The sequence below is a fragment of the Achromobacter xylosoxidans A8 genome (genome assembly GCF_000165835.1).
GTDB lineage: Bacteria > Pseudomonadota > Gammaproteobacteria > Burkholderiales > Burkholderiaceae_B > Achromobacter > Achromobacter xylosoxidans_B.
Genome location: NC_014640.1, coordinates 989,453 through 1,002,712, shown reverse-complemented (window position 1 = coordinate 1,002,712; position 13,260 = coordinate 989,453). Strand labels below are relative to the sequence as shown.

At 66.8% G+C, this 13,260-nt stretch carries 11 protein-coding genes; 7 read left to right on the top strand and 4 right to left on the bottom strand.

Going from position 1 to position 13,260, the window contains the following annotated elements; translation table 11 throughout:
• Nucleotides 1-140 precede the first annotated feature (140 nt).
• Nucleotides 141-878, top strand: coding sequence for an IclR family transcriptional regulator (locus AXYL_RS04645; protein WP_237709977.1), 738 nt, complete (start codon nucleotides 141-143; stop codon nucleotides 876-878).
• A 367-nt stretch (nucleotides 879-1,245) separates the two neighbouring features.
• On the opposite strand, the gene AXYL_RS04640 is transcribed toward AXYL_RS04645, so the two are convergent.
• From AXYL_RS04640 to AXYL_RS04630, 3 genes are read right to left on the bottom strand one after another with little or no spacing between them, the layout of a single operon-like run.
• The gene (locus tag AXYL_RS04640; RefSeq protein WP_013391667.1) at nucleotides 1,246-2,682 is read right to left on the bottom strand and encodes an efflux transporter outer membrane subunit; all 1,437 of its coding nucleotides are present in this window, start codon (nucleotides 2,680-2,682) and stop codon (nucleotides 1,246-1,248) included.
• A gap of 5 nt (nucleotides 2,683-2,687) precedes the next feature.
• Nucleotides 2,688-4,646, bottom strand: coding sequence for a MacB family efflux pump subunit (locus tag AXYL_RS04635; protein WP_013391666.1), 1,959 nt, complete (start codon nucleotides 4,644-4,646; stop codon nucleotides 2,688-2,690).
• A gap of 1 nt (nucleotide 4,647) precedes the next feature.
• Nucleotides 4,648-5,832 carry an efflux RND transporter periplasmic adaptor subunit gene (locus AXYL_RS04630; RefSeq protein ID WP_013391665.1) on the bottom strand — a complete coding sequence of 395 codons (1,185 nt, stop codon included), beginning with the start codon at nucleotides 5,830-5,832 and terminating at the stop codon, nucleotides 4,648-4,650.
• 410 nt (nucleotides 5,833-6,242) lie between these two features.
• Here AXYL_RS04630 and AXYL_RS04625 point away from each other — a divergent pair, with 410 nt between their 5' ends.
• The 6 genes from AXYL_RS04625 (at nucleotide 6,243) to purU (ending at nucleotide 11,512) form a co-directional block, all read left to right on the top strand.
• On the top strand, nucleotides 6,243-7,451 hold the full coding sequence (locus tag AXYL_RS04625; protein WP_085947784.1) for an MFS transporter: 1,209 nt from the start codon (nucleotides 6,243-6,245) through the stop codon (nucleotides 7,449-7,451).
• A gap of 2 nt (nucleotides 7,452-7,453) precedes the next feature.
• On the top strand, nucleotides 7,454-8,116 hold the full coding sequence (locus AXYL_RS04620; RefSeq protein WP_041652293.1) for a gamma-glutamylcyclotransferase: 663 nt from the start codon (nucleotides 7,454-7,456) through the stop codon (nucleotides 8,114-8,116).
• Nucleotides 8,117-8,221: 105 nt separating this feature from the next.
• Entirely contained in the window at nucleotides 8,222-8,851 is a 630-nt protein-coding gene (pdxH, locus tag AXYL_RS04615; RefSeq protein ID WP_013391662.1) for a pyridoxamine 5'-phosphate oxidase, read from the top strand.
• Between the two features lie 40 nt (nucleotides 8,852-8,891).
• Complete coding sequence (locus AXYL_RS04610; protein ID WP_013391661.1) at nucleotides 8,892-9,416, top strand: flavin reductase family protein; 525 nt, start codon at nucleotides 8,892-8,894, stop codon at nucleotides 9,414-9,416.
• Nucleotides 9,413-10,522, top strand: a complete 1,110-nt coding sequence (locus AXYL_RS04605; protein WP_013391660.1) for an NAD(P)/FAD-dependent oxidoreductase — start codon at nucleotides 9,413-9,415, stop codon at nucleotides 10,520-10,522. Before AXYL_RS04610 ends, AXYL_RS04605 begins: the two co-directional genes overlap by 4 nt.
• Nucleotides 10,523-10,657: 135 nt before the next feature.
• A complete protein-coding gene (gene purU, locus AXYL_RS04600) occupies nucleotides 10,658-11,512 on the top strand; it encodes a formyltetrahydrofolate deformylase (protein WP_013391659.1) in 855 nt (284 codons plus the stop codon).
• A gap of 55 nt (nucleotides 11,513-11,567) precedes the next feature.
• Here purU and AXYL_RS04595 read toward each other — a convergent pair whose 3' ends face one another.
• Entirely contained in the window at nucleotides 11,568-13,241 is a 1,674-nt protein-coding gene (locus tag AXYL_RS04595; RefSeq protein WP_013391658.1) for a SulP family inorganic anion transporter, read from the bottom strand.
• Nucleotides 13,242-13,260: the final 19 nt, after the last annotated feature.

Sequence of the window (13,260 nt, the reverse complement as noted above, 5' to 3'; positions counted from 1 at the left end):
AGCGGACGAGCAGACTCTACGCAGTACCTCGTGGATTGGGTATGCTTGGCCTTTGGAATTTGGTCCATATATTGAAAATGCCAAAACCGCCCCCTTCTGATCGCGAGTCGGCCACAGGCACGCAGGCCCTTCGGCGCGCCATGGCGCTGCTGCGCCTGATCACGACGCACAACCGGACGGGATTGCGACTGACCGACCTGCACAGAATGAGTGAGATCGAGAAGCCCACTGTCCATCGCATCCTGCAAGGCTTGCTCAGTGAAGGAATGCTGCGGCAGGACGCCGCCAGCAAGCGCTATTTTCTTGGCGCCGCCATGTACGAAATGGGCCTTGCCGCCGCGCCGCGAATGGCCGTTCGAGACGTATGCCATCCGTACTTGAGAGTGTTGGCGGAACAGACCGGCGATACGGTCTTTCTCATCGAGCGCTCCAAGTTCGACGGCGTCTGCATGGATCGAGCCGAGGGAAGCTTTCCGATCAAGGCCCTGATCCTGGATGTCGGCCGCCGCCGACCGCTTACGGTGGGCGGCGGCAGCCTGGCGATCCTGTCCGCCCTGTCCGAGTCCGAAGCGCAAAGAATCTGCGATATCAATGACGCCCGCAGTAAAGAACGGTTCCCGCGCTACAGCCCCGAGGAACTGCAGCGCGATCTGGCTGAAGCGCGCGCACGCGGATACGTCATCAAGGACGCGCTCGAGATCCCCGGCGTCAGAACGGTGGCCGTCCCGATACGCCAACCGGATGGCGCCCCGGTCGGCGCGATCAGCGTCACGGCGATCGCAGCCCGCCTGGACCAGAATCGCAGCACTTTGGTTGCCGGCTACCTCACCGACGCAGTCACGCAGATCGAGGCCGAACTAGCTGGCCGCGCCAGCTAGTCGCCGCCAATCTCCAGACGAGCCCACATCACTAGCAGCGGCAACGGCAGCGCCCGCCGCAAGATACCGCGTAAGCCCCAAGAGGCCGCCCGGGCGGCCGGCCTGGGGCGGGCACCGCAAGATCCCCGCCCATCCCCACCGTCGGCGAGAACCCTACGAAGACCAGCCCGACCCAGTTGACGTCAAGTTTCAAAAGTGGAGTCTGGCGCGTCGGGGGCCTGGGGCGCGCGGGGCGTCGATAAGCCCGAGGGAATCCGTAGGAGTCGCCGAAGGCGAGGACGAGGATGACGATGGGGCAGTCCGGAGCGAAGGCTCCGGACCGCAATCGTTGCCCCGCGCGCCCCAGGCCCCCGACGCGCCAGACGGCTCAAGAACCCGCCGCAACGCCAGCAGCAACTCCCGAACCGCCTCGACCATCATCATCCCCACCAAGCGCCTGATAAACCGTCACCTGATTCACCAACCGATTCAACATATTCTCATCCCGGGAAACCTCAGCCACCCGCCGCTTCTCCTGCGCATCCAGCCAGTCCTTCAACGGCACCGCCCCCGCCCGATAGCGCACTTCGTACAGCCGCTCAGCCTCGCGCGCCGCCTTCAACGACGCGTCCAGCTGCTCGCCCTGCAAGCGCAGCTGGGTGCGGTTCGACAAGGCGTTCTCGACATCCGCCATCGCCTGGTACAGCGCCTGCCGGAAGTTCACCACGCGCTCCTCGTAGTCGGCCTTGGAGATCTTGATGTTGAGCTGCATCTGGTTCCATTGCAGGAACGGCAGCGTCAGCGCCGCGCCCAGCGAACCGACCGGGTTCTTGAGTACATCGGACAGCGTCGGGCTCGAACTTCCCAACGCGCCGGTCAGCGTCAACGGCGGGTAGAAGCTGGCGCGGGTCGCGTCGACCGTGGACAGGGACTGGCGCAGCCGCAGCTCGGCGGCGCGCAGATCGGGGCGGCGGCCCAGCAGTTCCGCTGGCACGCCGGCGCGGGCTTGCGGCAGCGGATACTGCGGCAGCCGTGCGGGATCGGCCATCATGCGGTCCGGCGGGCCGTCGAACAGAATGGCCAGCGCATTCGCGTATTCCACCCGCTGCTGCACCAGCAGCGCGTGCGCGGCTTCCTGGCTGGCTACGGTCTGTTCGGCCTCGGCCATTTCCAGCGCCGACGCGCCGCCCGCCGCGTATTGCGCCCGCACCAGGTCCTGCGTCTTGCGCGCGTAGGCGATGCTCTCGGCGCTGCTGGCGATACGCTGGTTGATGAAGGCGGTCTGCCAGTACAGCGTGGCGGTGGTGCCCACCAGCGACAACGCGGCGCTCTGGCGGTCCTGCTCGGTCGCCAGCGCGTCCCATTGCGCCGCGTCGCGCTGGCTGGACAGCTTGCCCCACAGGTCTACTTCGTAGCTGACGGTGAGCTGCGCCGCATTGGTCCGGGAGATAGCTCGATCGCCGTACAGGTTGCGGTTGCGCGTCACATCGGCGCTGCCGCCCAGTTGCGGCAACAGCTTGTCCTCGGTAATCCCTGCCTGGTATTGGGCCCGGCGCACCCGGATCGCGGCGGCGGCCAGATCGTTGTTGCGCGCCAGTGCGGCATCGACCAGACCGTTGAGCGTAGGATCGCTGAAGTTGCGCCACCACTCGCCGCCATCGGCCAGCGGCTCAGGCTGGGCGCTGCCAGCCGGCGCATGAGACCAGGCCGCGGGCGTGGAGGTCAACGGCGGCTCGAAGTCGGTGTGCAGCAGGCTGCCGCAGCCGCCCAGGGCCAGCAGCAAGGCCAAGACGGCGGGTTTGCAGATCGGGGAAACCGCTTTCATCTTCCTCATTCCCGGGCCAAGGCCTCGACGGGATCCAGGCGCGCCGCATTGCGCGCCGGCAAATAGCCAAAAAGCACACCGATCAAGGTCGAGCAGCTGAATGCCGCCACCATCGATGCCGTGGAATAAACCATCTGGAACGAACCGCGCGTGGCCTTGGACACCAGCACGCCCAGCCCCAAGGACAGGACGATGCCGATGGCGCCGCCAATCAGGCACACCAGCACCGCTTCGATCAGGAACTGCTGCATGATGTCGCTGCGCCGCGCGCCCACCGCCATGCGCACGCCGATCTCGCGGGTGCGCTCGGTCACCGATACCAGCATGATGTTCATCACGCCGATGCCGCCCACCATCAGCGAAATCAGCGCGATCATGGACACCAGCAAGGTCATGGTGGCGGTGGTGCGTTCAATCGTCTTGCGGATCGCATCCGTGTTGAACACGAAGAAATCCTTGGTCACGTGGCGCCGCGTCAGCACGCGCACGATGGCCTGCTCCGCCGCGGCGGGCGGCGAAGCGTCATTGACGCGCACCGTGATGCTCTTCAGATGCTGCTGGCCCAGCACGCGCGACAGCGCGGTGGTATAGGGGACCCACACGTTCAGCGTGTCGTTGCTGCCGAAGACGGTGTCCTTCTTCTGCGTCACCCCGATCACGCGCGCCGGCATCGATCCCAGGAACACCACCTGCCCGATGGGCTCGGTATGCGAGCCGAACAGCTTGCGTCGGGTGGCGTCGTCGATCACCACTTCCTGCGCGCGCCGCAACACGCTGGTTTCGTCGAAGAACTTGCCCTGGGCCAGCTTGATGGCGCGCACGCGGAAATACTGCTCGCCCACGCCCTGTATCACGCCGTTCACCGACACGTTGCGGTAGCGCAGCGTGTTGCTGGTGGAAACTTCCGGCGTCACGCTGTCCACATAGGATTCTCGCGCCAGGGCATCGGCGTCGGCTGGCACCAGCGTACGGATGTTGACGGCCTTCTCGTCGCCGAAGTCCTTGCCGGGAAAGATCTCCACCGTGTTGGTGCCGATTTCGCTGATGTCGTCCAGGATCTTGCGGCGCGAGCCCTCGCCCAGGGCCACCACCGACACCACGGCCGCGATGCCGATGATGATGCCCAGCATCGTCAGCGAGGTGCGCAGCCGGTGCGCGTTCATGGCCAGGAGCGCCATGCGCAGCGCCTCGCGGCAACGGTCCAGATAGGCCTGCCAGACAGGCCGCGCGGCCAGCGCCGGCGCGTCTTCCTTGATGCGTTCGGTCCGCGGCGCATCGGGGTTGCGCTTGTCGGCGACGATCTCGCCGTCGCTGATCTCGATGATGCGCTGGGCATGGCGGGCCACGTTCATATCGTGCGTGACGATGATGATGGTGTGGCCGGCGGCGTTCAACTCCTCCAGGATGCGCAGCACTTCCTGGCCGGTGTGCGTATCCAGCGCCCCGGTCGGCTCGTCGGCCAGGATGATGTCGCCGCCGTTCATCAGCGCCCGCGCGATGCTCACGCGCTGCTGCTGGCCGCCGGACAGCTGGCCGGGACGGTGCCTGGACCTGTCGCCCAAGCCCAGCCGCTTGAGCAGTTCGTCGGCACGCGCCAGGCGCGCCTCGCGCCGCTTGCCGGCGTAGACGGCCGGCACCTCGACGTTGCCCTGCGCCGTCAGGTCCGACAGCAGGTGATAGCGCTGGAAGATGAAGCCGAAATGTTCGCGGCGCAATTCAGCCAGTTCGTCCGGATCCAGCTCGCCCGTGCTGCGCCCGTCGACCCGGTACTCGCCGCGGGTCGGGCGGTCCAGGCAGCCCAGGATGTTCATGAGCGTGGACTTGCCCGAACCGGACGCGCCCACGATCGCCACCATCTCGCCGGCCTCGATGGTCAGGTTGATGTCCTTCAGGACCGCGATGGTCTGCTCGCCCGCGGGAAACTCGCGGCGTACGCCCGTCAGCGAGATCAGAGGCCCGCTCATGTCAGGCTCCCGGCGCCACGGCCGGCGCGGCGTCCGCCGCCACAACGCGCTCGCCCACCTCCAGCCCTTCCAGCACCTGCGCCTGGACGTTGTTGTTCATGCCGATCCGGACCTGGCGCGTTTCGGTCTTGTTGTCCTTCAGGACCACGCGCACGGCGTAGCGGCCGTCCTCGCCGCGCTTGCCCAGCGCCGAGGACGGCACCACGACGGTGTCCTTGGCTTCGCCCAGCACGATGAAGACCTGGGCGGTCATGGAGATGCGCAGCTTCTCGTCCGGGTTGGGCACGTCGAACAGGCCGTTGTAGTAGACCGCGGCGGTGGTGGAGCTGCCGCTGGCCGAACCGGTCAGGGAAGCCGTCGCGTCGTCTTTCTGCACCGAGTCCGGCGCCGGTTCCACCGCGCGCAGCTGCGCGCGGTAGCGCTCGTCGGGCTCGCCCAGGATGGTGAAGTACACCGGCAGGCCCGGCTTCACGCGGGTCACATCGGCCTCCGAGATCTGCGCCTTGATGGTCATGGTGTCGACCTGGGCCACCTTGATGATGGTGGGTGCGCTCTGGATCGAGTTGACGGTCTGGCCTTCCTTGGTGACCACCGCCACCACCATGCCGTCGATGGGCGAGACGATGCGGGTGTAGCCCAGATTGACGCGGGCGGTGTCGACCTGGATCTCGGCTTGCGCGATCTGCGCGTCCAACGACGCGATTTCGGCGCGGGTCACCCCCAGCGTGGCCTCGGCGCTCTCATAGGACTCGCGCGAGCTGGCGTCGGCCGCCAGCATCTGCCGCTGGCGGCGGAAGGCAAGCTCGGCCTGCTTCAGCATGGCGACCTTGGCGGCCCGCTCGGCGCGCCGGGTCTGCAGGGCGGCCTCGGCGTTGCGCAGTTCGTTCTGCTGGGTCATGTCGTCGATCTCGGCGACCAGTTGGCCCTTCTTGACGCGGTCGCCCAACGCCACTTTCAGGGATTTCAACTGGCCGGTGGCCTGCGCGCCCACACTGACGCGCTCAATGGCGTCGATGGTGCCGCTGGCCAGGACACTATCCTCAAGATTGGCGCGGGTGACTTCGGCCACGGCGAAAGTGGGCGGCGGCGGCGCGGAAAAAAACGCGGCGCGCACGCCGAACACGGCTAACAGGAGCAAAACAGCGATCAGGGAGTAGCGCTTGAACTTGCTGCGGGACTTTTTCATTGAACCTGCCGGATGTGGCGCCGTCTCTCGGGACCGGCGCCGGTATTGCGAATTGCGGACCAGGCAAGCGATCTTGCCCACGATGCCTGCTCATCCTAAACGTCTCGCCCGCCAGAACCATCGACGATCTGTGGCGAAACGGTGAAAAACAGTAAAGCGGGGCGGAACGTCAAGGCCCGCCCGATTGTTCCGTTGCATGAACGATACAACGCTTTGTCCGGCGCCCATCAAACCCCTAGTCCGCAGATGCGGCGAACGTGCCGCCATCTTGCGCAATAAGCATGCGACTTCGCCCCTAGATGGCCGCTATCGTGCGATTGGCGCCAATATCTGTTTGCGGCGCTGCGGAACAGCCTTGCCTCGACATAGGGCGACGATATGGCCAGAATGAACGCAGTTAAGCCGTATCCGTGTCCACTTCTCATAGATCCCCCTCTTCGCCACCTGGTTCCCCGGAGTTTTCCGGGGCGGTGCTTTTGTGCCTCCTGGCCATGATGAATCATGTGGCGCTGACAGGGGGACGGATCACTGTCTCGCTCACCGCGCTGCAAATGGGGCTGTCGACCTTCAAGGTCGGCACGCTGGTCGCGGTGTTCGCCGTGCTGCCCATGCTGTTTTCGGTCCGCGCCGGCCGCTGGGTCGACCGGGTCGGTATCGTGCGGCCTCTGGTCATCGGCACTTCCCTGGTCGCTGCGGGTACCGCGCTGCCCTTCATCTCCCAGACCCAGTTCGCCCTGCTTATTGCGTCCTGTTGCATCGGCATCGGCTTCATGCTGCATCAGGTCGCCACGCAAGACCTGCTGGGCCATGCCGAACCGGCGCAACGGCTGCGCAATTTCTCCTTCATGTCGCTGGCGCTGGCGGGATCCGGATTTTCGGGACCATTGATCGCCGGCCTGGCGATCGACCATCTGGGCACGCGCATGGCGTTCGGCCTGCTGACCATGGGTCCACTGCTTTCGGCGGGCGGACTTTATGCCTTGCGTCACCAATTGAAGGCAGTCGATTCGCAGCTGTCAGGCAAAAAAGAGGCTGAAAAGCGGCGCGTTACTGAATTGCTGGAAGTGCCGGCATTGCGCCGCATCTTGATGGTCAACACGATTTTGTCCGGCGCATGGGACACCCATTTGTTCGTCGTGCCCATTTTCGGCGTCGCCATCGGCCTGTCGGCGACCACGATCGGCATCATTCTTGCGTCCTTCGCGGCGGCTACTTTCGTTATCCGCCTGATATTGCCCTTCATTCAGCGCCGCGTGCGGTCCTGGACGCTGGTGCGGGTAGCGATGGCGACGGCCGCCATCGATTTCATGCTTTATCCGCTGTTCACCGACGTTAACGTCCTGATCGTGCTGTCTTTCATCCTCGGCCTGGCCCTGGGCTGCTGCCAGCCGAGCATGCTCTCCCTGCTGCACCAGCACTCCCCGCCGGGCCGGGCCGCCGAGGCCGTGGGCCTGCGGATGGCCTTGATCAACGGTTCGCAAGTCTCCCTGCCGTTGACCTTCGGCGCGCTCGGTGCGGTAATTGGCGTTGCCCCTCTCTTCTGGGCCTATTCCGTGGCCCTGATGGCCGGAGGCTGGGCCAACCGCAATCCCCCGATCGAATCCGACCGTAAACCGTAGCCGTGAACATGCAGTCCTCTCCTCCCGCCGCCGGCAACGCCGGCGCCAGCCTGCCCTTTCGCCTCTGGACTCCGCAAGAGCGGCAGGAATCGCTGGACGAGGCCCTGCGCCACTGGCAATCCGGCGAAGACGTGTGGGTATACGGCTACGGCTCCCTGATCTGGCGCCCCGATTTCGACTTCGTGGAGCGCCGGCTGGCGACCCTGCGCGGCCACCATCGGGCGCTGTGCCTGTGGTCGCGAGTCAACCGCGGCACGCCGGAATGCCCGGGCCTGGTGTTCGGCCTGGACCGGGGCGGCTCCTGCCGGGGGGTGGTCTACCGCCTGGCGGGCCAGCAGGTGCCGACTTATTTCCCCGCGCTCTGGGAGCGGGAAATGTCCACCGGCGCCTACCTGCCGCGCTGGATCAATTGCAGCACCGAGACCGGCACCGTCCGGGCGCTGGTCTTCATCATGAACCGGGACAACCCGGCCTACATCCGCGCCCTGCCCGAGCCCGAGCTGCTGGCCATCGTGCGCCGGGCCGCAGGACGCTACGGCCCCTGCACCGAATACGTGGTGCAGACCGCCCAGGCGCTACGCGCCGCGGGCATCCATGACGCCCGCCTGGACGCCATCGCGCGCCGGCTGGAGCTGGACGGGCATGTCCTGCCGGAAGGCGCCTGAGGCGCGCGCCCGAAAAATCTTGCCTGCGCCCTGAGCGGGGTCAATAAGGGTACCGCCTCCCAGGCGGTATAAACTCCTTGTTATCAACGCTGAACTACTAGCCCCATGTCCGTCTCTGATCTGCGTCAAAGCTACGACAAGAACGTGCTGCTCGAAGGCCAGGCCGCGGCCTCCCCGTTCGAGCAATTCACCCGCTGGTTCGACGAGGCCCTAGCCGCCAAGGTGCCCGAGCCCAACGCCATGACCTTGGCCACGGTGGACGCCAGCGGCCAGCCCAGTGCGCGCATCGTCCTGATCAAGGGCTTTGACGAGCGCGGGTTCACGTTCTTCACCAATTACGAATCCCGCAAGGGCCTGGACCTGCAGGCCGAGCCCCGCGCCGGCCTGCTGTTCTTCTGGCAGCCGCTGGAACGCCAGGTCCGGATCGAGGGCGTGGTCGAAAAAGTGGCCGACGACGAGTCGGACGCCTACTACCACAGCCGGCCCGCCGGTTCGCGCATCGGCGCCTGGGCCTCGCGCCAGAGCCAGCCCATCACCCGTGAAGAGCTGGAAGCCCGCGAACAGGAGTTCCGCGAGCGCTTCGGCGAACAGCCGCCGCGCCCGCCGCACTGGGGCGGCTACCGCCTGAAGCCCACCGCCTTCGAATTCTGGCAAGGCAGGCCTTCACGCCTGCATGACCGCCTGCGCTATGTCGCGGACGGCCAGGGCTGGAAGATCGAACGTCTGTCGCCTTGATGCCGGGCGCCGCGCGCGCCCGCCCCCAACCAACGATTGCATGACCGCCTCCTCCCCTGATTTTGACGCTGCCTTTTTCCGCACCGCGCTGGGCCGTTACGCCACGGGCGTGACCGTCGTCACGGCCGCCGACCTCGATGGCGCGCCCATCGGGCTGACGGTCAGCTCCTTCAACTCCGTGTCGCTGAATCCGCCGCTGGTGCTGTGGAGCCTGTCGCGCAGCTCGTCGTCGCTGGCCGCCTTCGAGCAGTGCGAGCGCTATGTCGTCAACGTGCTGGGTTCGGAGCAGATCGCGCTGGCGCGCCGCTTCGCCACCGGCAAGACGCCGGACCGCTACGCCGGGCTGACGGTGCATCACGCGCCGGGCGGCACGCCCATGCTGGACGGCCATTGCGCCGCCTGGTTCGAATGCCACAACCGCAGCCGCTATGTCGAGGGCGACCACGTCATCATGGTGGGCGAAGTGGAACGCTGCGGCCATAGCGGCGAGCCGCCGCTGGTGTTCCATGCCGGCGGTTTCGACCTGACCCCGGCCGGCGCGCGTTCGGAAAGGAAAACACCATGAGCGTGGATGTGGATTGCGTCGTCATCGGAGCGGGCGTGGTCGGCCTGGCGGTCGCGCGCGCGCTGGCCCAGTCCGGACGCGAGGTGCTGGTGGCGGAAGCCACCGAGGCTATCGGCACCGGCACCAGTTCGCGCAATTCGGAAGTCATACACGCTGGCATCTATTACCCTGCGGGCAGCCTCAAGGCTCGCCTCTGCGTGCGCGGCAAGCACCTGCTGTATTCCTATTGCGCCGAGCGCGGCGTGCCCTATAAGCGGCTGGGCAAGCTCATCGTCGCCACCACCACGGAACAGGCCGCGCAGCTGGAGGGCATCGCCCAGCGCGCCCGCGCCAACGGCGTGGACGACCTGCAGTTCATCTCCGGCGAGGACGCCATGCGCCTGGAGCCGGCGCTGCGCTGCACCGCGGCGCTGTCCTCGCCGTCCACCGGCATCGTCGACAGCCATGCGCTGATGCTGGCGTTCCAGGGCGACGCCGAGAACGCGGGCGCCCAGTGCGTCTTCCACACGCCGCTGGTGTCCGGCCGGGTTCGCCCCGAGGGCGGCTTCGAGCTGCAGTTCGGCGGCGATGAAGGCATGACCCTGAGCTGTAACGTGCTGATCAATTCGGCCGGCCTGCACGCGCCGGCGCTGGCGCGCCGCATCGACGGCCTGCCGGCATCCAGCATCCCCACCGATTACCTGTGCAAGGGCAGCTATTTCACGCTGTCCGGCCGCGCGCCGTTCTCGCGCCTGATCTACCCGGTGCCGCAGCATGCGGGCCTGGGCGTGCACCTGACGCTGGATCTAGGCGGCCAGGCCAAGTTCGGCCCCGACACCGAATGGGTCGGCACCGAAGACTACACGCTGGACCCGGCTCGCGCCGAGGTCTTCTACGAGGCCGTGCGCAGCTATTGGCCGGCCCTGCCGGACGACGCCCTGGCGCCGGGCTACACCGGCATCCGGCCCAAGATCTCCGGCCCTCACGAACCGGCGGCCGACTTCGTCATCGCCGGTCCGGCCGCGCATGGCGTGCCCGGCCTGGTGAACCTGTTCGGCATAGAATCCCCCGGGCTGACCTCCAGCCTGGCCCTGGCCGAAGAGACGCTGGCCCGCCTGAATGGATAGGCCGGATAGCCCCCACGCCGCACACGCTGCGCGTGCTTGCTGCCCCCCGAGGGGGCTGCCCTCCCTTGGGGCGGCCCGGCGGGAGGGCTCTACACTGCCATCACCCTTTTCTCCTTCTCTCCTCTTCCCTGAACCATGCAGCACAACGACTACATCCTGACCCTGTCCTGCCCCGACCGCACGGGCATCGTGTACCGCGTCAGCGGCCTGTTGTTCGAATTGGGCTGCAACATCCTGGATTCGCAGCAGTTCGGCGATGAGGAGACCGGCCGCTTCTTCCTGCGCGTGCACTTCGACGTGCCCGCCGCCGTGTCCGCGGACGACCTGCGCGCACGGCTGGATGGCATGTCCGCCGAGTACGGCATGGAGCTGAAGCTGCATGACGCCCGCCGCAAGGAACGCCTGCTGATCATGGTCAGCAAGCAAGGCCACTGCTTGAACGACCTGCTGTTCCGCGTGCACAGCGGCCATCTGCACGCCGAAGTAGCCGCCATCGTGTCGAACCACAACGACTATGCCAGCCTGGCGGCGTCCTACGGCATCCCGTTCCACCACCTGCCGGTTACCGCCGACACCAAGGCGCAGCAGGAACAGCAGGTGCTGGCCCTGGTCGAGAAGGAAGGCATCGACCTGGTGGTGTTGGCCCGCTACATGCAGATCCTGTCGGAAGACATGTGCCGCGCGCTGAATGGCCGCGCCATCAACATCCACCACAGCTTCCTGCCCAGCTTCAAGGGCGCGCGCCCCTACCACCAGGCGCATGCGCGCGGGGTCAAGATCATCGGCGCCACCGCCCACTACGTCACCTCGGACCTGGACGAAGGCCCCATCATCGACCAGGACATCGAGCGCGTGGACCACACGATGACCGCGCAGGACCTGACCCAGGTGGGCAGCGACATCGAGTCCCTGGTGCTGTCGCGCGCCGTGCGCAGCCACGTCGAGCACCGCATCCTGCTCAACCGCAACAAGACCGTCGTCTTCCGCTAAAGGCAGGGGGCCGCCGTCAGGCGACCCTTCGCGACAAGGGCGGCGCGCGCGCCGCCTAGGACCTCTCCTCCGCCTGCGCCACGGCCAGGGCGGCCGCCGTGGCGCTCGCCACGTCGGGTTGCAGATGGCCCTGCAGCCGCTGGTACAGGCCGATGCGGCGCACGATGTCCATCGGCTGCCCCATCAAGCCTGAAACGATCAGCGTCACCCCTCGCGTCTCGCACGCCTTGTTGAGTCCTTCGAGCGCTTCGGCGCCGGTCGAATCGACGTAGATCACGTTCTTCAGATCGAGTACCAGCGCGCGGGCCGGCAGGCGGTCTTCCAGCGATTCCACCAGCTTGGTGGCGCCGAAAAAGACCGTGCCGTATAGGCGCCAGACCGCGATCTTGCCGTCCTGGCCGGCGAGCAGGGGCTGCTCCGCGGCCGTGATGCGTTCGGCGCGCGACAGGCTGGAGATGCGGTAGATGAAGGTCAGGCAGGCCGCGAAGATGCCGAACTCCACCGCCACCGTCAGATCGAAGACCACCGTCAGCAGGAACACCGACACCAGCGTGACCCGGTACGGCAAGCGGTAGGTCTTGAGCCGGGCGAACTCGCGCCATTCGCCCATGTTCCAGGCCACGAACATCAGGATGGCCGCCAGCGTCGCGAGTGGTATCGAGGCCGCCAAGGGCGCGGCCGCCAACATCACCGCAAGCAGCACCAGCGCATGCGCCATGCCGGCGACTGGGCTGGTGGCGCCGCTTTTCACATTGGTCACGGTGCGCGCAATGGTGCCCGTGGCCGGCATGCCGCCGAAGAAAGGCGTGACGAAGTTGGCGATGCCCTGGGCCATCAGCTCCTGATTGGGATCGTGCCGGTCGCCTATCATGCCGTCGGCCACCCGCGCGCACAGCAGCGACTCGATGGCGCCCAGCGCCGCCAGCGTGATGGTGGGCATGAGCAGGAAGCGGGCCGATTCCCAACTGAACGCCGGCAAGGTGAAGTCCGGCAGCGCCGCCGGTATGCCGCCGAAGCGGCTGCCTATGGTTTCCACCGGCAGGCCGAATACGGCCACCGCCGCGGTCGCCAGCACCAGCGCGACGATGGAGCCCGGCACGCGGGCCAGCCCGGCCATCCGCCGGCCGCCCCATGCCGGCAGCCAGCGCTGCCAGCCGACGATCACGGCCAGCGACAGCAGCGCCACGCCGGCGGCCCAGGGGTTGAGCGTGGACAGATGGCTGCCCAGCGCGCCCAGGATGCCGAAGAAGTCGCCCGGCATCTTGGGAATCGCAAGGCCCAGGAAATCCTTGACCTGCGACAGCGCGATCAGCACCGCGATGCCATTGGTGAAGCCGATGATCACCGCCACCGGGATGAAACGCACCAGCGTGCCCAGCCTGAGCAGCCCCATCACAAACAGCAGCACGCCGGACAGCGCCGTGGCGATGATCAGATTGGCCACGCCGTACTGCTGCACGATGTCGTAGACGATGACGATGAAGGCGCCCGCCGGCCCGCCGATCTGCACCCGGCTGCCGCCGAGCAAGGCGACCAGGAAGCCCGCGATGATGGAAGTGAAGAGGCCGGCCTCGGGCTTGAGGCCCGACCCGATGGCGAACGCCATGGCAAGCGGCAGCGCGACCACGGCCACGGTAAGGCCCGCGCCCAGGTCCTGCGCGAAGCGGACACGGTCGTAACCGCGCAACGCGTCAAAAAGACGCGGACGAAACGAAAAAGGAATTTCCACGAAAGACTCCGGAGAAGTG

Coding starts and splice junctions, on each gene's coding strand:
- pdxH (WP_013391662.1), top strand. CDS start 8,222: ATGTCCGTCTCTGATCTGCGTCAAAGCTACGACAAGAACGTGCTGCTC.
- purU (WP_013391659.1), top strand. CDS start 10,658: ATGCAGCACAACGACTACATCCTGACCCTGTCCTGCCCCGACCGCACG.
- AXYL_RS04605 (WP_013391660.1), top strand. CDS start 9,413: ATGAGCGTGGATGTGGATTGCGTCGTCATCGGAGCGGGCGTGGTCGGC.
- AXYL_RS04640 (WP_013391667.1), bottom strand. CDS start 2,682: ATGAAAGCGGTTTCCCCGATCTGCAAACCCGCCGTCTTGGCCTTGCTG.
- AXYL_RS04610 (WP_013391661.1), top strand. CDS start 8,892: ATGACCGCCTCCTCCCCTGATTTTGACGCTGCCTTTTTCCGCACCGCG.
- AXYL_RS04645 (WP_237709977.1), top strand. CDS start 141: ATGGCGCTGCTGCGCCTGATCACGACGCACAACCGGACGGGATTGCGA.
- AXYL_RS04635 (WP_013391666.1), bottom strand. CDS start 4,646: ATGAGCGGGCCTCTGATCTCGCTGACGGGCGTACGCCGCGAGTTTCCC.
- AXYL_RS04630 (WP_013391665.1), bottom strand. CDS start 5,832: ATGAAAAAGTCCCGCAGCAAGTTCAAGCGCTACTCCCTGATCGCTGTT.